Below are 25,501 nucleotides of genomic sequence, written 5' to 3'. Positions count from 1 at the left end.
CTATTTAATACTGCTAGAGAGCCTTCATACAAACCCCCCCCCCACACTATGAAAAGTGTCTTCGTTTTTTTCATTGACAAGAGAGCCAAAAGTGAACAATATTCATCTGACTGGATTCAATTGTGAGCTAAATTCAGCTAGCGCTAGTGTGCGGTATTTGTATAGTTGGATTAAAAAGAACGGTACTAAAAAAACAGTCGAATCTGGGGGGGAGCTGTTGGGTGCTAGCAAACACTCAATATTTACGATTGAAAGCGGTACTTGGCGCCTGTTAGTTGGTGAGAAAAAGGTCATAGGCATTGTAGGGGCTGGGGGGATAGTATTGCTTGCCCGCCATCCTAAAGCTTCACACGCGCCATTCAGCCAGTATGAAGTACTCTCACTCTCTACCTATTATGAGTTCTCCATGGACTGCATGCATCTAGTTGTTCCGGACAAAGAACTATTTGAGGGTTTGCTTGAATTCATGGCCTGGAGTGCCCGCAATATCTCAAAAAAATGGTTGGTGCAATGTATGGGGAATAGCTACGTAGAAGTTAAATTGGCATTAGAGTGGATGAGTGATTTGCCGGAGTCGATTCGGTCAAAGTTCTCTGTCATTGCATTTATTACCGATACTACAGGAGTTTCTCGCTCCCATGCCTTATCTATTATGAAGTCATTAAAGCAAGGAGGTTATATTGAGATGGACGGTGGATACCTGATAAACTTAATCAGGAAGTTGCCTGATGGTTATTGAATAGATGCTACTTGCCGCCTTGATCATTCGTGGTTAGAGATAGTCTGAAATAGCCATGTATTTTTGGCTGACTTCGGCACCGCCGATTTTAAATGGGCAAGTCGATCCACAATACTCAGATCCCTCACTCATTTCCGTCTTTTTAGCCGCGGCGAGCACCTCGCGGCGGCTATTCTCCACATTACAGGCGCACCTCTTCTGCATTGCTCCGTAAATTTCGGCGGGCCATCCACAGATTCGACAGCGCAAACAACGTCACCAGCTGTACCGTGTTCTTGGCCAGGCCACGGAAGCGTGTTTTCACATAGCCGAACTGACGCTTGATCACCGGGAACGGGTGCTTGACCTTCGCCCTGACTTGCGCTTTGGCTTTTTCGATCTGGCGTTTGGCTTTGTACAGGAGTAAGCGACCCATAAACCACACATGGCAAAAAACCGATGTGTGCATTTAGCACGAGATAGTTGGGGAACAGTTCCACGGAAGCAAGGCTTCGAAGTCTTCTACCGAAGTAGCGTGTGGCAGGCGTTCAAGTACGTGGCGCAGCCACGTATAGGGCTCTTGGCCGTTGGCTTTGGCAGTTTCGACCAGGCTATAGATCTGCGCACTGGCCATCGCACCCTTGGGCGTGTCGCTGAACATCCAGTTTTTGCGACCGATCACAAAGGGTTTTACCGCTCGCTCGGCCTTGTTGTTATCAACGGGCAAGAAGCCGGCCTCGATGTAACGCTCAAGCTTGCTCCAGTTGCTGGCCAGATAACCGACCGCCTTGCCCAAGGCACTTTGCGGCGTCACCTGAGGATGGGTTTTCTCCAGCCAGATTTTCAGTTGGGCGAGTACCGGTAAGCTCTTTTCCTGTCGACCGACAAAACGCTGATCATCAGTGACCTCTTTGAGTTCACGCTCGATGCCATACAGTTTGTTGATCAGATTCAGCGCGATGTCGGCTCGCCCGGTCTTACCCTTGGGCTGCACTTTTTGCGCATCGACGAACTTACGTCACGCATGTGCCCAGCAGCCCAAACGCTCGACACCTGGCTGCGTACCCAAGGCGTTATAGCCGGCGTAATCGTCGGTCATCAGGTAGCCGCGATAATCGGCAAGCAGGTGCAGTGGCACCTCCTGCGCGCGGCTGGTGGTGTAGTCAAACAGGACAACTGGGCGCTCAGGCGGGCCGCTGGCTTGGACCCACATCCAGGACTGGCTCGTCGGGTCTCGATCCGGTTCCTTCAGCACTTGTACCCGCGTTTCGTCGCAGTGGATCACCGGACTTTCCAGCAATCGGTCGCGCATCAAATTCAGCAACGGTTGCAAGTGTTCGCCGCTCTTAATCACCCAGCGCGCCAAGGTTTGGCGCGGGATATCAACGCCGTGTCGGCCAAGTACTTTTTCGAACCGATACAGTGGCAAACCGTCGACGTATTTGGTGGTCAGCAGCATCGCCAACACGCTGGGGCCCCCCGGTGTCAGGATAGTTGTCGCCTCTCCGGTTTTTCCTGAAAAAGCATATCGGGGGCGGAAAGAGACTGGTCGTGCCGTACTATTCACCTGAACGCAGAGCCGCATTACTTAAGATGCTGCTTCCCCCGCTGAACCTGTCGATGGCCGAGGTTTCCCGGCGCGAAGGGGTCAGCGAAATGTCTTTGTCCAACTGGCGCAAGCAGCTCAGTTCTGAAGGAAATGCAGTGTCCGAAAACAAGCCGTTGACCGAGAACTGGTCAGCCGAAACCAAGTTTGCTGTCGTGCTTGAAGCCGCCGGTTTGTCCGAGATCGACTTGGGCGAATATTGCCGCCGCAAAGGCCTTTACCCCGAGCAGATCACGGCCTGGCGACAAGCGTTTATCGCTGGCCAGAAGTCGGAAAAAGCCCAGCAAATAGAAGACCGCGAACAGTCTCGTAAAGATAAGAAACGCATCCAGGAACTTGAGCGCGAACTGCGCCGCAAAGACAAGGCGCTGGCTGAAACAGCCGCGTTATTGGTGCTGCGGAAAAAGCTCAACGACTACTGGGGGACCGACAACGAGGACAACTGACGTCTTTGCCAGAACGGCACTTACTGGTTGACTGGCTGAGCGAAGCGGTCGCGGCGGGAGCCAGAAAAATCAGGGCCTGCCGGGAAATCGGTCTATCGCTGCGGACCTTGCAACGGTGGACTGAAACAGACGTTATCCAGGCCGATGCCCGAACGACTGTCACACGGTCAACGCCGCGAAATGCACTGAACGAGGCGGAGCGACAGACCCTTGTGACGCTGTGCAACAGCCCGGAGTACGCTCATCTGCCGCCGAGCCAGATCGTGCCGCGCCTGGCCGATCAAGGGCGCTATCTGGCGTCGGAGGCGACGTTTTATCGGGTCTTGCGGGCGGCGGGTCAACAGCAACATCGAGGCCGTAGTCAGCGCCCCAGGCGGTACGCCGCACCGACGACGCATGCGGCCAAAGGGCCCAATCAGGTGTGGTCGTGGGACATCACGTATCTGCCGTCGCCGATACGCGGCCAGTATTACTACCTCTACCTGATCGAGGATATTTACAGCCGCAAGGCCGTGGGCTGGGAAGTCTACGACGCGGAAAGCGGCGAGAAAGCCGCCGCGTTGCTGCAACGCAGCGTGATCGGCGAGCAGTGTTTACGCGAGCCGCTGGTGCTGCACTCGGACAACGGCGCGCCGATGAAGTCGGTGACGCTGTTGAGCAAGATGTACGAACTGGGAATCACGCCCTCGCGGGGCCGACCGCGGGTGAGCAACGATAATCCGTACTCGGAGTCGTTGTTTAGAACGCTGAAATACTGCCCGCAATGGCCGCAGGACGGCTTTGCCAGTTTGGACGCCGCACGAGCTTGGGTGAGGGATTTCATGCGTTGGTACAACAACGAACACCGGCATAGCCGTATCCGCTTCGTCACACCGGCTGAGCGGCATCGAGGACTGGACCATCAGGTCCTGGCCCGGCGACATGAGCTGTACGAACGAGCTAAAGAGAAAAAGCCGGAACGGTGGTCGGGTCGAACACGTAACTGGGAGCCGATCGGAACCGTGTTGTTGAACCCGGATCGAGAGCAACAGGTTGAGAAAAGAGCGGCATAGTTAGACGGTTGACGCGACAACTACCTTGAAAAACGCCGGGGCTGGCCATGCTCTTTTCGATCATCTGAGCCGGTTTGTCAGCGGTTACCGGTGCCGTTTCACAGCCACGGCACGCGTAGACCTTGCGGATGTGTTTGATCACACGGATCTGCATCGGCACGATTTCAAGCTGTTCGCTGGTTTCTTCGCCGATGACGTGTTTACGACAGCCGCACACGCAGCTCAGTTCGTGCTCGGGCAGTTCGTGGACGACTTCAATACGCGGTAGATCGGCGGACAGCGGTTTGCGTTTGCGTTTGCGTTTGCCACGGCATTGGGTCGGGGCAACGACTTCTTCGTCTTCGGCAATACCGTCTTCCAGCACGGCAACGCTTTCGGCTTCGTTGAACAGCGCCAATTGCGGTGTGTCAGCTTCGACCGTCTGCTCGGATTTGTGGCCAAATAAACGGTCACGCAGCAACTTGATCTGTTCTTTCAAGTCGACGATCTGAACTTGATACGCTTGATCCACTTCCTGCTGACGGCCAAGCAACTCAAACGCCTCAAGCAACATCTGTTTGAATTGCACAGGATCATCGGGAAGGTTTTCAGGCAGCGAGTTCATCGCCGGATTATACCCAATCAGGCCACGAATCGAGGGGTCAAAACTTGATGCGGTCGGTTACGCCACAAGTCGAAACCGTCGAGCAACCAGTTCAATTCTTGAACCGTCAGGACAATAGCTTCATCGGTGAAATCAGGCGATGTTTTGAAGCGCTAGATTCGAGGCGCTTGAGCCAAAGGCAGAATCCGTTGCGCTCCCAGTACAAAATCTTCACTCGGTTGCGGGGCTTGTTGAGGAAAACAAAAAGCACGGGGTCGAACACCGCGACTTTGATATCCAGTTCGACCAGCGCGGCAAGGCCGTCGATGGACTTTCGAAAGTCCACGGGTTTGGGGTACAGAAAAACTATTTCGACTTTTGCGTCGGGACGCATCATGGTTGCGGGCTCCTGAAAGAGATCAAGAGCACAGCATCAGGCTTCAACTGGCGGCTTTGAATGTGTAGGCGATGGATCGCTTACGTTTGATCCAGTCTGTGTGGCTTGATGGGCATGATCCGTATGCTTATCTGTGGGGTGTGCTCACGTGCCTGCCGACGCAGCGGGCAAGCTTTAGGGTCGGCTTGTTGTGACACAGTCGACTGCCCCCATCGACTCGCACTCGATCGATCACTTCTTCAATTCAATAACGGTATGGAACTCAGCTCCTGCCTTCGTCAAGTTTAGTCCGATTTTAGACTTAAGGCATACACAGGGGGCGCATGATTTATATTTACTTCAGTGTTTCCACGGCACTCTCTAGTGCTAAATCCAACTTTTCATTTTTCGAGCATATGGATAGTTGTGCGAGCACTCCACGAAAACTTTGAAGGTATAATCCTATGAGCACCATTGCTGTTACATCAGAGGCATACAACCTGTCGTCAATTTCATCATCCGTAAATGATCGAACCGGCGGTGTAGTTGTCTCCGTGTCGCTGGGGCAGATCAGTTCCGGCCTTCAAGACCGGGTAGCATTCAATCTAACGATTTCTTCGAATCCAGGAAACCCCGGCAATAATAAATATGGATTTGGCGGAAACTGGCTTATCAATTCTCCGCGCATTGATTTCAATAATCGTACAATCTATTTTGGCGACGGTAAATCAGCGCAATATACCGGAAACTTTGTGCTGGAGTATCATCGTGTCAAGGATATAAAAATTGAAAAGAAGCGAATCGTTGACGGTTCGATATCTTATTGGAACACCGTCATCGCTTACAAAAACGGCACCGTAGAATACTATAATGAACTAGGGGCGATTACCAAACTCGTTTCAGCCAGTGGGCACAGCCTGAATTTTACATATGAAAGCCAGCCAGGAGAGGCCTATCAAGTCCTATCTAAAATTAACGATGGCTATGGCAATGAACTAGCCATTGATTACGGCGTTGCTCCCCCCGGGTCAATGGTGCGAGTGGTCACAGTCACACAATTCTCCGCCGGCGAGCGAAGTACGACCAAAGTTTACATTCAGCGAAATATAAATCAGGACATTGTGAAAAGTATTTCGCTCCCCAACAATAGCGATCAACGCTTCCAGTTTGAGTACACCGCAAAAAAAGACGGCCTTGTATACTTGTCAAAAATCATAAAGCCCACAGGGCAGGTACAAGTCTTTACCTATAAAGAGATTAGTTATAATGGTTCTCAGACGATCAATGTTGTATCAAAGCTAGTAACCATGGGCAATGACCCTGCGCTAAGCAACAAAGCAACCGTAGTTTATGAGTACAGTGATAAAAACTTTACCGGCTACCCTCTTGTAACTACCCAGATGCCCGGTCGCGATAACTGCATTTACCGACGCGATGATTTTAACTACACCGTTACCGAAGTGCACGATGATATTAAAATCAAAAGAACGTTCAATAGGTTTCACCTAACTGTCGAAGAAGAATACATTGATGCGCTGACTAGCACTAGACATTCATTGACTACGTTTACATACCCGGTCGTAAAAAATCAAGACATCAACGGGCAGCCAGCTAATTTATCATTTTGGACTAAAAAGAGTACAGTATACAGCGACTCGTCTAATGCCCAACGAGAAATTTACGAAACTCGCAGTTTTGACGTGTTCGGGAACTTGCTATCTCACCGAGAAGTCTCCGGCCTTACAACAAACAATATCTATTATCCTGCTGACTCCACATTGGAAGATGGCTGCCCGCCCACGCAAAACGAATACTTTGCCTGCCACCTGAAGCGCTCTGAAATTAAGTCAGAGTCCTCCAGTGATGAAATGAAAACGCTTGAAATCAAGTACAAAAAAATACAGGGCTTGTCTTATACATCGCCGATATTATCCACTCCTCCCACGACGATCACACCCTACATGGTGCGCGCTGTGGAATCAAAAACAAATGGCATCATCCTTTCTACTGCCGATTATGTTTCAGCTACCAATGACACCGACGAGAACGCTCGAATCTTTGTAGGCATGCAACTGTGGGAGAAACACCCGTCAGACAGCACGCCATACACTATTTCTTACACGTACACCAAAGTAAACTCCCTGGCCAAGATAGACACATCGCATCGTTCAATTGATGCTGGGGGCGCTCTGGAAAAAAATACATCTAAAATATTTAGTCTTTCCTCCGGTCTCACTTATACAGAAGAGGATTTTAATGGTGCTATAACTAATTATCAATACGATGCAGAAAATCGACTAATAAAAGAGACGAATTTTTGCGGAACAGACTGGCAGCGGGAAAAAAAATACAGCTATGAGTACTACAGACACATCGACAGCACTTATGGCTACCAGAATATTGTAAAAGCTACGAACTCCAGTGGCATGCAGTTCACCAGTTACATTAACTTCAACAACCAACTCAGCTATGCTCTGGAAACATTTCCCGATGGTGTTGAGTTTTGCGTCAAAAAATTACAGTACTTTGCCAGCGGTTTGATTTCCTCGGAGACTGAATACGACAAAGTTCTAATTCCTTCAGGAGCTGAGATTTTAGTCAGTAACACAACCAAGTATATCTACGATTCAAAGGAGCTTGTCAAGATCAACCATCCCGATGGGACGACAAGCACAATCAAGCGAAATAAGGTGCTCAACACAGAGGACCACCAACAACCAAGTGGTGCCATCTATAGAAAAACGTTTGATTCCACCGGAAAAGTCACATCCCTCTCTGTCATTACGAATCATGGAAACAATCATGTCTTGTGCCCTATTGAACAAACGACCTACGATCATTTTGGCAGGAAGGTCGAGACCATTAATCGTACGGGTGGACGTTCAAACTTTGAATATGATCAATTTGACAGGTTGATAAAAGAAACGGTACATGATTCTGATGGTCGCGGCCGTGTCGACTGCAACACCTACACCTATGATTCCGCTTTGCAAAATATGAATCTATCGGCATCTGTTACCAGCACCACCTCACTCAATACACAGCAAGAGGTAGTGCTTGAGTCGAGACAGTCTTACGATGGGTTTGGACGACTGATTCAACAGGACGACCAGACATTTAGCTATGCACAGCCTTATTACAAACTACCTTCCAGTTCCAATATTGCTGACGAAGCCAGGATTTCAACCATATTTAACTCGACCACCCTGTCAACGGACGAAATTGTCAAGACGCTAAGCAAAGCCCCAGACATCAAGTTTAAATATATCTATAACAAAAGAACGGGTTCAATCATTCAAGCACACGCTTACCGTTCCGATCTCGAAACGGCGAAATTTGAATACACCTACAACGCCAAGGGGGCGCTGACCAAAACCTGTTGCACATATGGTACCGGTACATCTACCACGACTGAAAAGACTTATTCCGCCAAGGGGGATCGTGTCATGATCGCCACCAACCATCTCGGAAAGCAGCAAAGCTACCACTATGATCACTACGGTCGACTATGGGTGAAGAAATACGGCGATTTGGATATTTTAATAGGAGCGGCTTACGATAGGAATGGAGCCCTTTCAAGCATCCGAGTACAAAGTTCTAAGTTTTCAGGTGCCAACGAAGAGTTTGCCATACTGTCTTTTGAATATGACACCTCTAATTTTGAGTCTCGCCGAAGCTTAGCAATCAGAAAAAATGAAACAATGAGTGTGATTCTCGATGTTCATATAGAATACGGTAATAATGAGCTAATTATCTCCCGCCAATTAAGCAAAGGTGAGAATGCTACCGACAACATATACCAAACATTTACCTATCTTGGGGCATATGGTCATTTGCATTCGTCCACCACGACCAAAGGTACGACGACACCCTCGGTGACGAACTATAACTTCGCAGGTGGGCAGCGATTCAGCACTATTGAGATCACTAATCAAAACACGCAGGAGTACAGCTATCACGGCGACCGGGTAAGCAAGATCAATGATGGCGGAAGATTTGTGAACTTCAATGTTGACTTTATGGGGAATTTAACCAATGGTCCTGAAACCGGGGCCGACACTCGTTTCTTTAAATATGACGCCGCCAATAGCGTGACGTCATGTGACGTTTACAATGAAAATGTGGTGTTTGATTATTTGTATGATCCATTTGGAAAAACAAGTCAAATTCTTAAAGGTAGCGAAAATATCACCTATGTTTATGATGGCGATATGGTTGTTGGCGAAATCAGTGGTGATACCAAAACGTTATACCTGTCATTTGGTGATGTTATCATTGGTCGCTACCTACTGCGAGGTGAGCGGGAAGAGCTTGAACTCTTTGGAACAGATAATGCTGGAACTGTTCGTTGCGTTACAAAGTGCTTACCCGGCGGGAATATTGTGGAAACCATTTATCATGATTACTCGGATTTTGGAGAGTCCCGTGAATGGTAATTGTTAAATGAATTTAGCTAGAGGTAATTAGCATGGATAAACCGAACCCCGCCGTGATACCGATCGCTTATATCACCGCGGCTATCTGCTGCTTCGCGACGCTGGTCTCGGCCAAAACTTTCAATGAAGCCAATTGGTGAATTAACATGATAACAGTTAACAACTCTCCCGTTGCCGGAGCGTTTCTGATCGATAGTAATACTCGTGGATTCAATGGTTTGATTCGTGATGCAGTTTCTAATACATATCTGCTGGGCAATGGCTATCGTGCTTTTAGTCCAGCTTTGCGCATGTTCTATTCGATCGACAGTTTAAGTCCTTTTGGAGCGGCTGGTGTTAACCGTTACCAATATTGTCAGTTGGATCCGATTAACTATATAGACCCCACGGGTCATATTAGTTGGCAAGCCATTGGAGGAATTATTTTGGGCGTCGTCGGTACGGTCGTGGGCGTGGTTCTTGCTATCCCTACCGGCGGGGCGAGCTTGTCTTTAACCGCACTGGCTGTTGGTGTTGCCGCTGCCAGTCTTGGATTGAGTGCAATCGGAACAGGGATAGCCTCGGGCATTTATGACGCGCAAGGTGATAACGAATATGCGGATAAACTGGGCTGGATATCCTATGGGTTGGGTGCAGCATCCTTTGCCGTTGGTACGGGGCTAGGTGGCGGAACTGCAACTCTTCTACAAGGTGTAGGCGTTCTTACCACGCTGACAGGTTCTGGTCTGATATTTGCGGGTGTGGCAACCGATAGCCATGCCTTGAAAAACGTTGGATTTGCATTCACGCTAGCGGGTATCGGGATGGTTTTGGGCGGAGGCGTATTATCAAAATTTCCTGCTAAAAGCTTTGGCATGCCTCGAGGACTCTCCTACCCGGCAAACCAACCTGGAGTTCTATCTAACATCGGTTTACGTTCAATCCAGCCAGGCATTCGACCGGGCTTGAGTAGTGGACTGATCTGAACAAAACACCAAGCTCTGTACGAAAAGTATTGTTGCAGATACCGGATGGTACAGGCGAATGAACCTGAACGATTGGGTCATTTAGACAACGTAGCCAAGGAGGCAGGAAGCGATCAGTCTGCATTGTAAACGACCCATCACCTACTCCTTCAAAGCCGCCAGTTGATCCTAAATGCTGTCTCCTGAACTCTTTCAGGAGACAGTGCTTCATGATGCACGCCCGAATGCCAAAGTGAAAAAAGAAGCGCTTTATGAAATCACGCCCATGCGCAAGTTCCCATGTCTAACGATGAGCGCGCCGATCACCGAAGACACCACGATCATGAACTTCCGGCACTTGCTGGAAAGCATCAGTTGGCCCCTGCAATCGTGGTGGTCATCAACGGCTATTTGCAGGAAAAAGGCTTGTCGCTGCGACAGGGCACCATCGTCGATGCCACTATTATTCATGCACCTAGCTCGACCAAGAACGAAGAAGGCAAGCGCTATCCTGAGATGCATCAGACCAAGAAAGGTAACCAATATTTCTTCGGGAGGAAGGCCCATATTGGCGCCGATGCAGAGTCCGGGCTGGTTCATCACGTTCACGGTACGGCGGCGAATGTAGCCGATGTGACACAGGTCGCCGAACTGCTGCATGGCGACGAAAACGCCGTGTATGCATTCGCCGGATACACGGGTGTCGAAAAGCGCGAAGAGCATGAAAATCGTGAGTAATCTGGCAAATCGCAGCAACTATTCCAAGTTGAATAAACGCAGCCTGCTCTATAAGAGCTAAGCGCAAGATCGAGTACTGCAAAGCTCAGACACGGGCCAAGGATTGAAAATCCGTTTCGGGTGATCAAGCGGCAGTTTTGTTATATGAAAGTGCGTTTTCGTGGACTGATGAAAAACACGGTTCAGCTGAGCACGCTGTGCGCCCTGCCAAACCTGTGGATGGCTCGAAAACAGCTGATGGGGATGGGCGAGTTGCGCGACTGAAGCGGAGAACCAGGCAGAAAAGCCGCCATTCAGTTGGGTAAAAAGCGTTTTTCCGCAAATAGCTGCGGATTCCACGCCCATCCGGCCGCGTATTCCATGAACATCCGGCCACTGATTCCACGGTGATCCGGCCACCCGTTCCACGCTCATCCGGCCACCCTTAAAGCAGGCAGCAACGCAGGATTAATTCACTACCATCGACCTCTTTTATCGAAGCTGAGAGGTCGTCGTGGAGCGGTTATCCATGCGTAAGATTCGAGAAGTGCTACGTCTCAAGTTCGAGGTCGGCCTATCTGCCCGCCAGGTCGCTGTCAGCTTGCAAGTGGGTCGAGCCAGCGTCGGTGAGTACCTCAATCGCTTTGCTGCCAGCGGCCTGACTTGGCCGTCTGCGTTAACGGACGCCGAGTTGCAACGGCGGCTTTTTCCACCGCCGCCCGCCGTTCCCAGCGATCAGCGATCAGCGATCAGCGTCCGATGCCCGACTGGGCATGGGTTCACGCCGAGTTGCGCCGCCCCGGCGTCACCCTGGCCCTGCTTTGGCAAGAGTATCGACTCGCCCATCCGCAAGGCTTCCAGTACAGCTGGTTCTGCGAGCACTACCGCCTCTGGGCTGCCAAGGTCGACGTGGTCATGCGCCAGGAACACCGTGCCGGAGAAAAGCTGTTTGTCGATTACGCCGGCCAGACCGTGCCGGTCATTGATCGGCGAACCGGCGAGATCCGCCAGACGCAGATCTTCGTCGCCGTCCTCGGCGCGTCCAGCTACACCTTCGCCGAGGCCACCTGGTCGCAGAAACTGCCCGACTGGCTGGGCTCGCACGTACGCTGCTTCGCCTTTCTCGGCGGTACATCGCAGATCCTGGTACCGGACAATCTGCGCAGCGGCGTCACCAAGGCGCATCGCTACGAGCCGGATATCAACCCCAGTTACCGCGATCTCGCCGAGCATTACGGCGTAGCCGTGCTGCCCGCGCGCTCGCGTAAACCCAAGGACAAAGCCAAGGTTGAAGTCGGCGTACAGGTAGTCGAGCGGTGGATCTTGGCGGTGCTGCGCAACCGCCAGTTCTTCTCCTTGGGCGAACTCAACACAGCCATCGCGCTGCTGCTGGATCGCCTCAATCAGAAGCCCTTCAAGAAACTGCCCGGCTCACGCCGCTCGGCCTTCGAGACCATCGACCAACCCGCACTGCAACCGCTACCAGAACATCCGTATGTCTACGCCGAATGGAAAAAGGTGCGAGTGCACATCGACTACCACGTGGAGGTCGACGGCCATTACTACTCGGTTCCGTACCAGCTGGTGAAGCACCCACTCGAAGTGCGGCTAACCGCTAAGACCGTCGAGTGCTTCCACGCCAACCAGCGGGTGGCCAGCCATCTGCGCTCCATGCACAAAGGCCGCCACACCACCCAAACCGAGCACATGCCCAAAAGTCACCGCGAACATGCCGAATGGACGCCGCAGCGACTGATCCACTGGGCTGAGCAGACCGGGCCGAACACCGCTGGTGTCATCGCTCATATCCTCGAACGCCGAATCCATCCGCAGCACGGCTTCCGCGCCTGCCTGGGGATCCTGCGCCTGAGCAAACAGCACGGCGAAGAGCGGCTGGAAGCCGCTTGCCAGCGAGCGCTGGCACTGGGCGCGTGCAGCTACAAAAGCTTGGAATCGATCCTGCGCCAAGGGCTGGAACGGCTGCCGCTTGCCCAGCCAAACCTGCCGTTACTGCCCGAAGAACACATCAATCTGCGCGGCCCTGGCTACTACCACTGACCTGAAAAAGGAGCACCAAAATGCTGCCCACCCCGACACTCGACAAGCTACAAACCCTGCGCCTGCACGGCATGATCAAGGCGCTTGGCGAACAACACGCAACGCCTGACATCAACGATCTCAGCTTCGACGAACGCCTCGGTCTGATGGTCGACCGCGAGCTGACCGAGCGCGAAGACGCACGCCTGACTACTCGCCTCAAGGCTGCACGACTGCGCCATAACGCCTGCCTGGAAGACATCGACTACCGCAGCCCGCGCGGTCTGGACAAGTCCCTGATCCTGCAACTGGGCAGCGGCCAGTGGCTGCGCGACGGCCTGAACCTGATCATCGGCGGCCCAACTGGCGTAGGCAAAACCTGGCTCGCCTGCGCGCTGGCTCATAAGGCCTGCCGCGACGGTTACAGCGTGCGTTATCTGCGCTTGCCGCGCTTGATGGAAGAACTAGGCCTGGCCCACGGCGACGGCCGCTTCGCGAAACTGATGGCGGGTTATGCCAAGACCGATTTGCTGATCCTGGACGACTGGGGCTTGGCGCCGTTTACCGCTGCGCAACGGCGCGACATGCTTGAACTGCTGGACGACCGCTACGGCAACCGCTCGACGCTAGTGACCAGCCAGATGCCAGTGGACAAATGGCATGCGCTGATCGGCGATCCAACCTTGGGCGATGCGATCCTCGACCGGCTGGTGCACAACGCTTATCGGATCGAACTGAAGGGCGAATCGATGCGCAGACGCGCAACGAAATTGACGGCGACAGAGACTTCAGACTAACAATACAAACCTGCGTCGCTGCGCTCCGACTGCCCGGCCGGATGAGCGTGGAATAGGTGGCCGGATGTTGGTGGGCTGGGTGGCCGGATGGCGTGGAATGCGCAAAATAGCGATGCACACCTGGGAATTTCCGACTTACCACCACCGCGTGGCAAGTTGATCGGAGCATCCCTAATCACGCCGTTTCAGGGCGATTAGCCCGCATTACAGGCGAACCTCTCCCGCACTCAACAACCCCTTTCGCACCATCCACAGATTCGACAACGCGAACAATGTCGCCTGCTGAGCGATGTTCTTCGCCCACCCAACACTCACCTTCGCGACTCATGCGATACCGATGTCAATGCCTCAGAAATTCATTCCTGAGTTTATGGCCAGCGCACTGCATCTTTGATCTGTGTGAAAAATACATCTTAGACCAGCGGGAACATTTAAATAGAAGCTTGCGATTATGTAGCCCGCACACAACTTTTTATGTGGCCGCCGCTCCCGACAGAAGTTGATGAAAACAAAACGATTAAGTTTGCCTTCTAAATATTTTTCCTAATGTGGAAAAGACATTTCTGGTACCACTCTGCCGTCTACTTGGCACTGTTTCCCTTCCTCCAGAAGCTGACCCTGGATTATAAGATCTCCACAGTTCTGGATCTGCATTCCATGGAGATTCTGTCTCAACATTATCCTTATAGAAATGAATTCTCCCTACCAGTCTTTCCCTGTTTCTATATGCGTAACGCAGCTCACTGGCCGTAATGGACTGTCCTTCTCCACCTTCTTTTCTGACGACGGATGATATATTCAGCTCATCAATAACAAAATGGATTTTATTACCAGCCCCGCTGGCTGCAAGCTCAATACCTAGTTTACTTCCTCTTTTCCAAAGAAGTTTTGGTGCTAATGCTGCCGGAGTCATGGACCATTCATGATACGGACTTCTTCCGTGTGAATCGTGGACTTCCCTGTATATGGACGCCACATTAAATTTTGTATTACTTTCACCTGCTAAAAAATAGCTATCCCACAACGGGTACTCTCTATGGGCTTTCGCCAAGTCTTTGATATTTATCGGTGGGAAAAGTTTCTTTTCATGCGTTCTTGGTGACTTCATAAACTTAGACAAAGTCTTGGTTGGCACGCCATAAACTATTCGCCCGGAAACAGCGTTGTTATACAAGTCAATAATTGATGCAGGGGCATCTTTTTTTTCCGGCAAAAATGGTCGCCCTAAAGCAGAGGAAATATAAGGCCCCCGCGGGCTAGCCAGACCATAAACCAGATCACCATTTTCTTCATTAAAATTCTCCCAGATTGTTAGTAGTCCATTACTATCCCTGAGTGTCACCGGATTGTTCCTGCACATCCTGTATAGGTTCAGCCCATCCACTGTGCCGCCCGGATCCGGATTGATCCAGCGCCCGAACCACGACGCGTAATACCTGAAACCGTAGTAATACAGTCCCGTCACATCGCGTTCCTTGCCCGAATAGCGCACAAACTTGTACTTGGTTTCGCTGGCTTTTTTACCTGACCACACCGACGTGCCGCCAAACGGGTAATACTCCTCCTGGGTCAGTATGTCCGCGTTCTGGTCCAGCTCGAGCAAGCTCGAACCGATCTGGTTATCCAGACTGGCGCGCAACTGATCATTGGCAATGTCGTCCGGTTTGCCTGCCTCCCAGTGCAACACCCGCACCTGCTGGCGACCTGCACTGCCAACGCTGATGACCTGCAACCCTTCCTCGAGACGGGTACTAGCGCCTTGCGTGATCTCGATCCGGCGTAACTCCAAACCGGGCAAATAGATCACCTGCGCACGACGGCTCGTACCACTGGTATGACTCACCGTGGTTTTGCGTACCCGGGTGCCGCCGCCGTCATATTGGTAGTGTTCTTCGTCGTCATCGCTATCGCTACGCAGCACTTGGGTAACCGACTGCAGTTGATTGCGCCCGTCCCACGTCATCGGTTGGCCAACCACCAGCTGTTTCAGGTTGCCGGCGACATCGAACTGCTCCTCGACATCATCCTGCGTCAGGAACTCCGTCTGCTGCGCAGCACGATTGGATGTGTTGGAAACCAGCATGTCCAGGGTATAATTGCGGTTGCCGACATGCCGCACCTGGGTCAGGTTACCGCCGCGATCATAGCGGTATTGTCGGGTGTAATTGCTGTACTGGTTCGAGTCGGCACTGCTCGGTTCCAACAACCCGGGGCCTTGTCGGCTTGCCCCGACATTCTCCCGGCCGCTGGCCGTGAGCAGTTGATACAACGCATCATACTGATAATCGTTGGCTGGCTCGATCTGCTGGTTGTTGTGGTAACTGTTGTCAATCGCCGCATCGCTGATCGACAGGATGTTGCCGACCGGATCGTAGACGTAGCTCAGGTCCTGCAACAGCGAACTGCGCCCGGCCTGTGGCGGGCGCGTGCTGATCAACTGGCTCAGGCGCAGGGTTTGCGGCTCGTAGCGGTAGTCGGTGACCACCCCGTTGCTTGCCGCTTCACGCAACACCTGGCCGCCGGCGCTGTAGGTGATGGAAGTCAGGATCGGGCGTTCCACGGCCTGCCCAACCAGGGTCAGGCCACTGCTTGCCAACAGCCCGGCAATATCAAGCTGCTGACGTTGCTGATTGCCCTTGGCATCGACACTGTTCAGCACTTCGCCTAGCGCGTTGTAGCCGATGCGACTTTGATGTCGCTCGGGCTCCAGCACCACGAGCCACTGGTTTTCAGCCCCCTGCCAATCGCTGTGCGCCGAGTCATTCCCCAAAAGTTGTCGGACCATCTGCTGGGGCTGGCCATTGACCGTGTAACCGCCCACTTCGTTGAGCCCCGCCGTGTCGTATTGCCGAACCAGTTGCCCACGACTGTTCGACCGCTCGGCATTGGCCTGGCTATCACCATAGACATAACGCTCGCTGACCCGCTCACGTTCCGTACCGTCTTGCTCAAACACGCGGCTCAAACGATGCAGCGAGTCATACTCAAAACGCTTGAGGTGTCCGCGACTGCTACCCTGCCAAACTGGCCCGGTTTCAATGTCATACAGCGTGACCTGCTGACCGGCATCCTGGCTCTGATTCTGCAGCACTTGGCCGGACAGCGAGTTATGGTAGAGTAAGTTCGGCAACACCGCTGGATCGACCTGCTGCGCAACAAACAACCGAGGATCAATGCTGCTCAATAGCTGCCCACTGATGCTGTAGCGTTGTTGGGCAATCAACTCATTAGCCGCCTCGCCGACAGCATTACGGTTGTACTGCAGCGTCCGGACTGACAAACCACGATTGTCGACAACCGATACTGTGGGAGTGCCACTGCACAGGTGCGCAGTGATTAGGTTGGAAGTGGTACTCATGACAGTGTCCTCAGCAAGGAAAGGTCGTTATCCATGACCTCTTGCAGTGTGTCGTTTTCATCTTCCGCGATGGTGAACCACGGATAAATGCTCGTGCGTCGCAAGTAGCCCAGCGCGGTGATGACTTGGTACTCACGACCAACGGGGTCGTAGTAATGGGTATCGGCATACCCCCACTCTCGGGCACTGGCATCATTGACATAGATCGGCTCGTCAATGAAATAAGGCTGATACGTTCGAATTGCCTGGCCTTTATTGTCGTACTCGGTGCGCCCGGACACGGCCCAGCGCGGCGCCGATCCCGTATCACGCTCAACAGGATTTCCAGCCTTGATCTCCAGTGCTCCGTCAGCGCGAACAACATACGCAAGCCCGGGCGGGCATTTTTGTTTGGCCTGCAGGGTGCGACCAAACCCGTCAAAAAGTGACAGTGAGATCCTGATCAGCGCAGCGGGGAGCGCGCCTGGATATTGATCTGCCAGGAGCGTCGCGGCTTGCACCGGACGACGCTCGACACGGGCAATCGCGCCGCGCACCGACTCGTTGATACCCTCGAATGGTGCACCTGATCGGGCCCAGGCTCGGGCGTGTGAGCGCAGTTTTCCGTTAAATGTCAGAAAATGATTTTGCTGCAGAACACATTCGAGTTCTAGACTCGGAAGGAAAGCTAAAGGGGTTGCAAACCGGAGGCTGGAAAAGCACCCCATCCAATTTTCAAATTCATACAAATAGACTTGCGCCGCCTGTTGAATCGCCGCAGAGGGCGTTTCCAGCGCGGCATCGATACTGGCCAAGGCAGAGTGGCTGGAATCAAATTCAGTCAGCGGAGAAAATCCGATGGCCACTGAGTCACCCGCCTCATCCAGCTGAGTGCCGTAACCGGAGCTTGCAACCACCTGACCCAAGGCATCGAACAGCACTTCCTGGGTGTTTTCGTTTGCATCGATGATGCGATGCGGTCTGAGAAAACGGTAATCGTAAAACGCCAGGACTCGATTGCCTACACCGTCAGTGACCGACGTGACAACGCAACTGTGTGCATCGTAGGTAAATGTTTGAGGCGCCACGATGAGCGTATTTTGCGTGGTTCTTAGCCGGTAGAACGGCAACCGGTTGCCATTTTCGACATAGGTGCTGAAACCGCTGGGAATCACCCAAATGTCCGGATTTACGTCTGTCGGCCAACTTAACACCTTGCTGCGCTTCAAATAGCCCGCGGAGGGTAAGGCAACCTCCAGATCAAGGATCGAAACGCCGTCATATGCCTTGAGCGTCTCGACATCGAGTTCAGCCGTTTCCTGATGATGGACCAATGCCAGCGCAGGAGGTGGTGTTCCCGCGAGGAGAACATCTGTACCTGAAGCATTGAAATAATAAGTGACTGTTTGTCCCGCAAAGGTGCGCGGTTGCTTCGCGCTGATCAGGCTTTCCGATGCGATCAGCGCTTCGTAACTTAAACCACTGCGGGTCAAGGGGTAGCCGCTGTACCCTGTCGCGAACATCAACACATTTTGCCGTTGCTGATAAGGCAGCCCCAGCCGCCATTCATCCGAGCATGTCAGGTTGTAGACACTACTGCGACTCTCGGTCAGGCGCAGCGGTATCTGGTTTTCGTCGTAAGTGCTCGCCCACACGGCATCCGGGACAGAAGCCGGGTAACTACTGGTGGCCGGTTTGGGCCGACGAGGGTAATTTACACCGACGGTCCAGAGCGGAGCACCAAACTCATCGGTCAGCAAAGTCACTTGCTGCTGAACGATAGGGTCACCGGCAATGCGCTCATAACCGACGCTCAGTTGCTCCAGAGCCATTGGCAGGACGATACTGTATGCCTCTGGAGAAACGGCATCCTGAAGCAAGCGAACCTGCATCCGAGTTGTCTGGACACTGTACGGAACGCCCTGCTGGGGACTGGCGTCCTCACCGTAAATCTCTGTCCGTTGCATGCTGCCTTTCAAGGCACGGTACATCTGGTAGCGAATAGAACTGTCAATCGATGGCAGTAGATCATCATTGCCGGTCACGGGATTTAACCGGGTTAAGCGCGGCGCTCCCAGGTCAAAAACCAACGAGTCCTCATAAGGAAGCGCACCGGACAGTTCCTCACCTTCCCGCCCGGTGTTGTACCAGACCTTGGTCAGCGTCGGCGCAGCCGTCGGTAGATCATTCGCGGTCGCTTGGGCATGCTGCTCAGTGTCCAGGTGCTGGACGAAGCCGAAGCCACGAAATTCCCGTTCAACACCATCATAGACTCCGTGTCGATAGAGGTACTGCTGCGTGAGGCAATTACCGCTGATCTCATCCAGCGTACTCTGTATCGATACCACGGGTACCGCGAATGGCAGCTCACAGACACTCTCGGGCGATGCCTGCTTTTCGTCGAGCCATTCCTGTGCAGAACTGCGGTAAGTATAGCTCGTATGGGTGCCCAGATTGTTGTTGGACGACACCAGCAAGTACGGCTTGGACGCTGCAAAAGTGTAGTGCCAGTGCTGGGGGTTGGTATGGGAGACGGTCAGTACCAGCGAGGTCGTTCCGGTACCACTGAGATCGACAAAATTGACCTGGTCCAGTTGGTCAAACCGTACACCCACGGGCATCGGCAAGATCAGTGGCACACTGCTGAAACCGTTTCCGGACTGATTCAGGAAGATCAGAAACCGCTCAGACTCGGCATAGATCAGATCAGCCGCCCCGGAACCGTCCAGATCAGCCAGAAAAACCCTAGAGGGATTGAATGTACGCTCGTCGAACGGAAGCTGGGCCAGTACCAACGGTTCGCCGAAGGCCCCTCGACCTAGATTTGGCCAGCAAGTGAGCTGGTTATAGCGGATCTGGACCAGATGCTGCTGGCCTGAGCCCAACACATCACTGAACGCAACAATCGATGCTTGATCACCCGACTGAATCGGCAAACGATCATTGCCGTCATGCGCAACATCTCGCCCTGCGCCATAGCCCTTCTCTCGGTGGTTGGCGTACAACCGAACACTTTTGGGGCCAATCAAGACCAGATCAGGCAGGCCAGTACCCATCAGATCGACCATCTGCGCTGATTGATTCAGGAGTTCTATGGGGAATGCCGGATAGGGTACGAAATGGCTCCAACGCTGATCGGCGTTCAACGTGAAATAACCCGCCAACCCTGGTTGCGCAATCAGCCAGGTGAGTCGACCTGTGCCCATGAGGTCGACGAGTGCCTTTCGCTCATTCCCCTCAGGCAGTAGAGAAGGCAGTTGCGGCAATGATTGCCAAGGCGCGTAGCCGACCGCATCGGGGCCTTGCATACCGCGAATCGGCGCCCGGTAGCGCCAGTCGTTACCCTCCTGATAGAGAATCCCGGAGAGGCCTTCGCCTAACAAATCAACTAATTGATACTGCTGACCATCATTGAGGCTTGGGAACGCTGGCAATGCCGCATAGCCGGACGAGTTAAAGTCCGTTGCAAATGAGCTGTAAGACCAGTCCACTGGCGGTCGGGATTGAACGGTTCCGTCACTCTCATAGGCCAACACTTGTGCGCCGATCAACTGAGTCAGTTGCGGCGACTGTTGGTACTCCAGCAGCAGACGCGAGACTAGTTTGTCCGACTGTCCGAGCTCCTGGGGGAAATGGTGAAACATCAACACTTGCTGACACAGCCGGTGTGTGCGCACTTCAAAACCGAACGAGTAGTCGGAGAATGAATCTGAGCGGCACGGCCAACTGTCAGAGGTCGACAACGGCGGCGGCGCCAGCGGGTTCAATGTTCGCTCGCCATAGTCAAACACCAACGTAAACAGCCATGCCGGAGCCTCTGTCGCCGTGAATTTACGCCAGGCATAGAGCGGCTGATATTCAGTGACGTTACCGTATTCGACGTATTGCAAATAGCGATTGGCGGTGTGTGACCGAGAAGGTTCCTGACCACTCAGGATGCAATTAACAGTGTCTTCCTGCTTGTAGCGATAGCGAATGTGCTCGCCGGTCAATGTCACCGACTCTTCAAGCAGCCAGACACCGATGTGGCCCGGTTGTGCAGGATCGGTAATCCGTGCCTCGGCGGACTTGCCCAGACAATGCAGTTGACCATCTGCCGTGTGCAACAACCAGAAATCACCCTCGGTAGTTTCCGGGCTCCAGCGTTCGATCTTGCTGAATGAACCTTCGATACACGGAAAGTAACGCGTGACCGCATAGGTCTGGCCGAGATCCAGCACACTATAGCTGGAACACTGGGTAGTAATCACGATGTGGTCGGAGCCCGTTTCTGGAACCAAAACCTCGCCATCCGGCGCCAAATACGTATCGTCTTCCTGATACAAGGGCGCGCCGCGACTGGTGCGTCGGCGGATCGTCATTTCAGAAAGGCCCCAACCGATCGCGAAAGCGCCATTACCGGCACCGCTGCTGTAGTTCAACGACAATGCAGGGGCATGGCCTCGTCCGGCGGAGACGGGCAATGGCAGCGTTCGGCTGGACATACCCGTCAAACTGACGCTGCCCAGGGCTTCTCCCATGCCCTGGATTGCCCCACCACCTTTGGGCAGCGAGGGTTGATTCACTTCAACGGGAGTGTTCTGACTGGTACTCATAGTTCATCCTCAAAAGTTGCGCAGGTGTTCTCCAACGCGGCCAAGGGCTGAGCCCCTGGCACGCGGCCACTGTCAGTACCCTTTGAGGGTGTAGCGGAGATGGAAAATGACATCGACCAGGCTTTCCACCAGCTCACGCTGCTGCTGACCTGTGCCGGCATTGAAGAACGTCAGAACGAGCGTCCCGGTGGTGGTTGAACTGCCTTCAAACGGCAAGTATTTCGGATCGTTGAAGTCGACCATAAACAAGCCGGAATCATCGAGCCCGCGGGAAAGCGCAACGTAGTTGCCGCTTCCCATACTCAAGGTGGCCTCTACATCCTGATAAGGCCCAATCAAAGCTGGTAACGTAACGCTAATATTTTTGAAGCGCCCGACCTTATCCGTGCTGCCATAGGCGCCGTTCAGATCAAGCTCAGCGATGTCCAGCGTAATGACCAGCTTGTCGTCGTTTAGCGTCGTGATTGCTACGCCGCCAGCCGCTGCAACCGGATTTCCCGAAAGCGCCCCGTTCAGGGACACGGAAAAGCTTTTACTGCTGACAGCTCGAGTGATTTGTGTATTGAGCGAAATGGTTTTCTGAATTTCCAGCCCACGTTTTTCCAGGCGCAGGTAGATGTTCTCCATTTTTTGCAGCTCCAGTTGCAAGCTTTCCCCGGCCAACAACCCTTGATAGAGATCGTTCCACATTGGCGTGGTGAACAGACTGCCGGCGTTGGAATCACCTATTTCGCGTCCCAGCGCAGCTTTAGTCGTCAGGCACAGCGCCAGCGCGCTGTCATACAGCTGGTAGTAAAGCGAAGAGAGTCGACCGGTCATCCAGTTAAACAATTCCAGCCCGGTGAAGCGTGTGGTCTGCAGGGCGTACTGCGCACGCATATTGCTCAGTTCTTGTGCGTACAACGTTTTTTGCTTTTGCGCCATCGCCAGTTGCTGATTCTGCGACTGAATTTGTGCCGTCAGCTGTTTGACTTCGAATTCCGCACTTTCCTTCTGAATCTGCCAGTCCGCGCGTCGACGTCGGTATTGCTCACTGATATCCAGTCGCTGGGCGGAGGTTTCCAGGATCGTAGCGGACGCTTGCAGCCCAAAGGCCACTGCACGTGCCGCACCACCCCATCGCGATCCACCCACAGCCAGCCCGAAGGTGTTAGGTGCCATTTCAACCGCAGCACCCACCACGTTGCTGATCAGCGAGCCGGCGTTCAGCGCCCCGGCTGCCACGCGCAGATCCATGGCACTTTGCTCACTGCGGGAAATCCAGTTGTTGTAAAGGCCGGTGTAATGTGCCAGGCGAGCTTTCGCACTGTTCAGCGCCTCTGTCGCGGCAGTCACCCCGGAGGTCAGTGAGACGATGTTATCGACCTGAAGTTCCTCAGTCAGGGTCGATATCTGTTGCTGCTGGGTCTGTACCAACAAGCTCATGTACTCGTTATCACGCTGCAGCAGTGCTGTTTGCAGTTCGTTACCGAACTGAATGACGCTGCTCACCGCCGTGCGGGCCTTGTCCATCAATACCGGGAAGCGAAATTCACTGAGCTGCTGGTTGGCGGGTACTGAACCACCCAATGCGCCGTTACCCGCGCCATGCTGAAGCTGCAAGGCAGTGGGTGAAACCGGTGTGGCAAACAGTGGTAGCACCAATGGCTGGCCATCGAGGGTCAGGTTGTTGCGCAGGTTGTAGAGGCGTACCTCCAATTTTACCCAGTACAGCAACAGGTCGGCGTTGTAAGGGGGCAGGAAACTGCCATTGGCGTCTTGCAGATGGAACTTGAACAACGTTGCCATGCGGCTAGAAGTTTGTTCATTACTGCTGTCGGATTGCTGGAGGCTGATGGTAGAAGCCTCCACTCCTACCGTGGGATTGGACCAACTGTTGGTGTAATCGATGTCCGGTCGCGGACCAAGCATTTGTGAGGCTTGCATGTAGTACATTTTGGCCTGAACCATGTAGTCGCGTTGCTGCATCCGGTAGCAATTGTCGCCATGCTCGATCAGCGTGTTTAGATTGCTGAGGAAAATCGCCATCTTGTACTGCATGGGGTCATTCATGGCGATGACGTCAGGGTCGACCGTCTCGGGAATCGACGTATTCCAGGTCTGGTCCGTTTGCAGCGGCACCACGTTCCAGTAACGGATGTTCTCCTCTACTGTGTCCAAGATGCCTAGACTGTTACGATAACCCGTCGGCGAGAAGATATATTTATGCCATTGCTCTGCTTGAGCGTAGTTCTGCTCAGTCAGATAACGGTCGGCGATCAGGAAACTGCTATGGAAGAACAACTCCCAAAAATACAACCCATAGGAGCTATTAAAATCAATGGGGGCCGTATTGCCCTGCTCTACATTCTTAACCTGACAGTTATAGCTTAAAAGACCATCAACACCTTCACTTTGTAACGCCGAAGTAAAATAGGGTGCAGCGCTAGTCTCTAGATTGCTGACAACCAACTCAGTCGAAGTACCCAATGCACACTTTAAGAACCCCCCAGCCAAATGAAAAAGCTGACCGAATAATGGCAAGTTATAACCTATGTAGACATGAATTTTTTTACTCTCCAACACGCCGCCAATGTTCAACCCCACCTCAATATACGTAGTATTATTATTCAATTCATAAATATAATTACTATCATTGCTGACCTGAAACTGCAACTCATCACTGACACTACCATCATGTGCAAACAGACGAACCCTGGCTGTCGCCGCATGCTTATAACGCAATTCAATGGTAGTACTCGAAAAGTAACCTACCGTGACAGTAGTATTTAATTTATGAAACTCATGAACATCCCCCTCCTTTGCCTTATCTTCTAATAGCGCAGCATCGGAAAAAACAAAATCTTTCCCCCCAAGAGCATAAGACTCGTCTAAAAATCTCAACTTTCCTGCAATCATATTATTGACAATCGAAAACTTCAAAGGCTTATGTGCAAGAAGCTCCTTTTTATAAGAAACCCACACACCATCACCCTGCAAATACCAAATATTACTAAAGTATTCATATTCGATCGTCACATTGCTGCTACCGATGCCATTCTTTGCCGTTCGGCTAATCCAGCAAATATATAACCGCTGGTGGAACCAACAAGGCCTTATCATATTATCCAAGGCCTCCTCGGTAGGCACATTGATCTTTAACCATTGTGACCACGCACCACCCGTAAGCGAGTTCTCATCGCTGCGCACAGCCATATTGCAACTACGCCAGTAATAGTTGTGGGGCGCATTTTGGCTGCGACCAATAAAGTACAGCGTGTCCTGACAATCAGCAGATGCATTCGTCCCTGCTTGATAGCCGCTGATGGTTTTCAGGTTGGCGAGTGTTTCGAAACTGAACAAATATTGCTGGAAGCCTGCTTGTACCCGGCTGTCAGAAATACGTCCTTGGTTAATGGTCTCTTCTAAGGATTTAAATAGTTCGGTTTTGCTATAGCGCAAACCAGGACTGATATAAGTAGAAGGGTAATACTGCAAACGCTCCTTACCCGCCCAAGTCGAATACACCTGATTGTAATCCGGCCAGTCATAAAGAAAGCGGCCTGGCTTGGATTGCTCAACCATGGTGGACCCCGGGACGTTCTTCACATCCGGATCAGTCCCCCTCAGGCAGCGATTAATGTACAACTGCAAACTGGAAATGGTTTCGGCAACCCGGGAAGTCAGGACTTCCGGGCCAATCCGGGTGTCGAGTAACAAATACTCGTAAAGTTCTTCAGCGTTGTTGACATGCTGCCTCAAGGAAGTCCCGTCTTCCAGTACTGTTGGGGAGATGCAATAAGTGGTGTAATAGTCAACCAGTGCATCGCGTCGCGTGGTCTGGATGACATTAATGGTGGTTTGGTTATTCATGATGT

General features: G+C 52.5%; 9 protein-coding genes and 6 pseudogenes. 7 read left to right on the top strand and 8 right to left on the bottom strand.

Features of this window, described 5'->3' with window-relative positions; translation table 11 throughout:
• Positions 1 to 91 precede the first annotated feature (91 nt).
• Complete coding sequence (locus tag ACA068_RS30655; RefSeq protein ID WP_497310713.1) at positions 92 to 739, top strand: helix-turn-helix domain-containing protein; 648 nt, start codon at positions 92 to 94, stop codon at positions 737 to 739.
• 181 nt (positions 740 to 920) lie between these two features.
• Here ACA068_RS30655 and ACA068_RS30650 read toward each other — a convergent pair.
• Positions 921 to 1,148: pseudogene (locus tag ACA068_RS30650) on the bottom strand (IS5/IS1182 family transposase); the annotation flags it as partial.
• A gap of 39 nt (positions 1,149 to 1,187) precedes the next feature.
• Positions 1,188 to 2,192: pseudogene (gene tnpC, locus ACA068_RS30645) on the bottom strand (IS66 family transposase); the annotation flags it as partial.
• 77 nt (positions 2,193 to 2,269) lie between these two features.
• On the opposite strand from tnpC, the gene ACA068_RS30640 reads away from it, so the two are divergent.
• A protein-coding gene (locus tag ACA068_RS30640) for an IS3 family transposase (protein WP_497310712.1) occupies positions 2,270 to 3,822 on the top strand; the annotation gives its coding sequence in 2 pieces (ribosomal slippage) (positions 2,270 to 2,732 and positions 2,732 to 3,822; 1,554 coding nt in all).
• Positions 3,823 to 3,853: 31 nt separating this feature from the next.
• On the opposite strand, the pseudogene ACA068_RS30635 reads toward ACA068_RS30640, so the two are convergent.
• Positions 3,854 to 4,426: pseudogene (locus tag ACA068_RS30635) on the bottom strand (IS66 family transposase); the annotation flags it as partial.
• A 106-nt stretch (positions 4,427 to 4,532) separates the two neighbouring features.
• Positions 4,533 to 4,802, bottom strand: a complete 270-nt coding sequence (gene tnpB, locus ACA068_RS30630) for an IS66 family insertion sequence element accessory protein TnpB (protein WP_497310711.1) — start codon at positions 4,800 to 4,802, stop codon at positions 4,533 to 4,535.
• A gap of 443 nt (positions 4,803 to 5,245) precedes the next feature.
• Here tnpB and ACA068_RS30625 point away from each other — a divergent pair, with 443 nt between their 5' ends.
• From ACA068_RS30625 to istB, 5 genes and pseudogenes are all read left to right on the top strand, one after another.
• Positions 5,246 to 9,217, top strand: a complete 3,972-nt coding sequence (locus ACA068_RS30625; RefSeq protein WP_497310710.1) for an RHS repeat domain-containing protein — start codon at positions 5,246 to 5,248, stop codon at positions 9,215 to 9,217.
• Positions 9,218 to 9,363: 146 nt separating this feature from the next.
• Positions 9,364 to 10,182: an RHS repeat-associated core domain-containing protein gene (locus ACA068_RS30620; RefSeq protein WP_497310709.1), complete on the top strand. Its 819-nt coding sequence runs from the start codon at positions 9,364 to 9,366 to the stop codon at positions 10,180 to 10,182.
• Between the two features lie 238 nt (positions 10,183 to 10,420).
• Positions 10,421 to 11,163: pseudogene (locus ACA068_RS30615) on the top strand (IS5 family transposase); the annotation flags it as partial.
• Between the two features lie 244 nt (positions 11,164 to 11,407).
• Positions 11,408 to 12,936, top strand: a pseudogene (istA, locus tag ACA068_RS30610) (IS21 family transposase).
• A gap of 20 nt (positions 12,937 to 12,956) precedes the next feature.
• Complete coding sequence (gene istB, locus ACA068_RS30605) at positions 12,957 to 13,712, top strand: IS21-like element ISPsy14 family helper ATPase IstB (protein ID WP_497310704.1); 756 nt, start codon at positions 12,957 to 12,959, stop codon at positions 13,710 to 13,712.
• 204 nt (positions 13,713 to 13,916) lie between these two features.
• Here istB and ACA068_RS30600 read toward each other — a convergent pair.
• The 4 genes and pseudogenes from ACA068_RS30600 to ACA068_RS30585 all read right to left on the bottom strand — a co-directional run.
• Positions 13,917 to 14,018: pseudogene (locus tag ACA068_RS30600) on the bottom strand (IS5/IS1182 family transposase); the annotation flags it as partial.
• Positions 14,019 to 14,229: 211 nt separating this feature from the next.
• On the bottom strand, positions 14,230 to 17,070 hold the full coding sequence (locus tag ACA068_RS30595) for an RHS repeat-associated core domain-containing protein (RefSeq protein WP_497310708.1): 2,841 nt from the start codon (positions 17,068 to 17,070) through the stop codon (positions 14,230 to 14,232).
• Positions 17,067 to 21,644 (bottom strand): SpvB/TcaC N-terminal domain-containing protein, encoded by a 4,578-nt coding sequence (locus ACA068_RS30590; RefSeq protein ID WP_497310707.1) that lies wholly within the window; start codon positions 21,642 to 21,644, stop codon positions 17,067 to 17,069. Before ACA068_RS30590 ends, ACA068_RS30595 begins: the two co-directional genes overlap by 4 nt.
• Before the next feature lie 72 nt (positions 21,645 to 21,716).
• Positions 21,717 to 25,496 (bottom strand): Tc toxin subunit A-related protein, encoded by a 3,780-nt coding sequence (locus tag ACA068_RS30585; protein WP_497310706.1) that lies wholly within the window; start codon positions 25,494 to 25,496, stop codon positions 21,717 to 21,719.
• Positions 25,497 to 25,501: the final 5 nt, after the last annotated feature.

The sequence above is a fragment of the Pseudomonas sp. LBUM1660 genome, from assembly GCF_059695935.1.
The sequence above is the reverse complement of the archived record's forward strand: the minus strand, read 5'-3'. Positions and strand labels throughout refer to the sequence as shown.

What these genes read in the sequence shown, in the direction of transcription:
- tnpB (WP_497310711.1), bottom strand. Translation starts at nt 4,802, where the DNA reads ATGATGCGTCCCGACGCAAAAGTCGAAATAGTTTTTCTGTACCCCAAA.
- ACA068_RS30625 (WP_497310710.1), top strand. Translation starts at nt 5,246, where the DNA reads ATGAGCACCATTGCTGTTACATCAGAGGCATACAACCTGTCGTCAATT.
- ACA068_RS30620 (WP_497310709.1), top strand. Translation starts at nt 9,364, where the DNA reads ATGATAACAGTTAACAACTCTCCCGTTGCCGGAGCGTTTCTGATCGAT.
- istB (WP_497310704.1), top strand. Translation starts at nt 12,957, where the DNA reads ATGCTGCCCACCCCGACACTCGACAAGCTACAAACCCTGCGCCTGCAC.
- ACA068_RS30595 (WP_497310708.1), bottom strand. Translation starts at nt 17,070, where the DNA reads ATGAGTACCACTTCCAACCTAATCACTGCGCACCTGTGCAGTGGCACT.
- ACA068_RS30590 (WP_497310707.1), bottom strand. Translation starts at nt 21,644, where the DNA reads ATGAGTACCAGTCAGAACACTCCCGTTGAAGTGAATCAACCCTCGCTG.
- ACA068_RS30585 (WP_497310706.1), bottom strand. Translation starts at nt 25,496, where the DNA reads ATGAATAACCAAACCACCATTAATGTCATCCAGACCACGCGACGCGAT.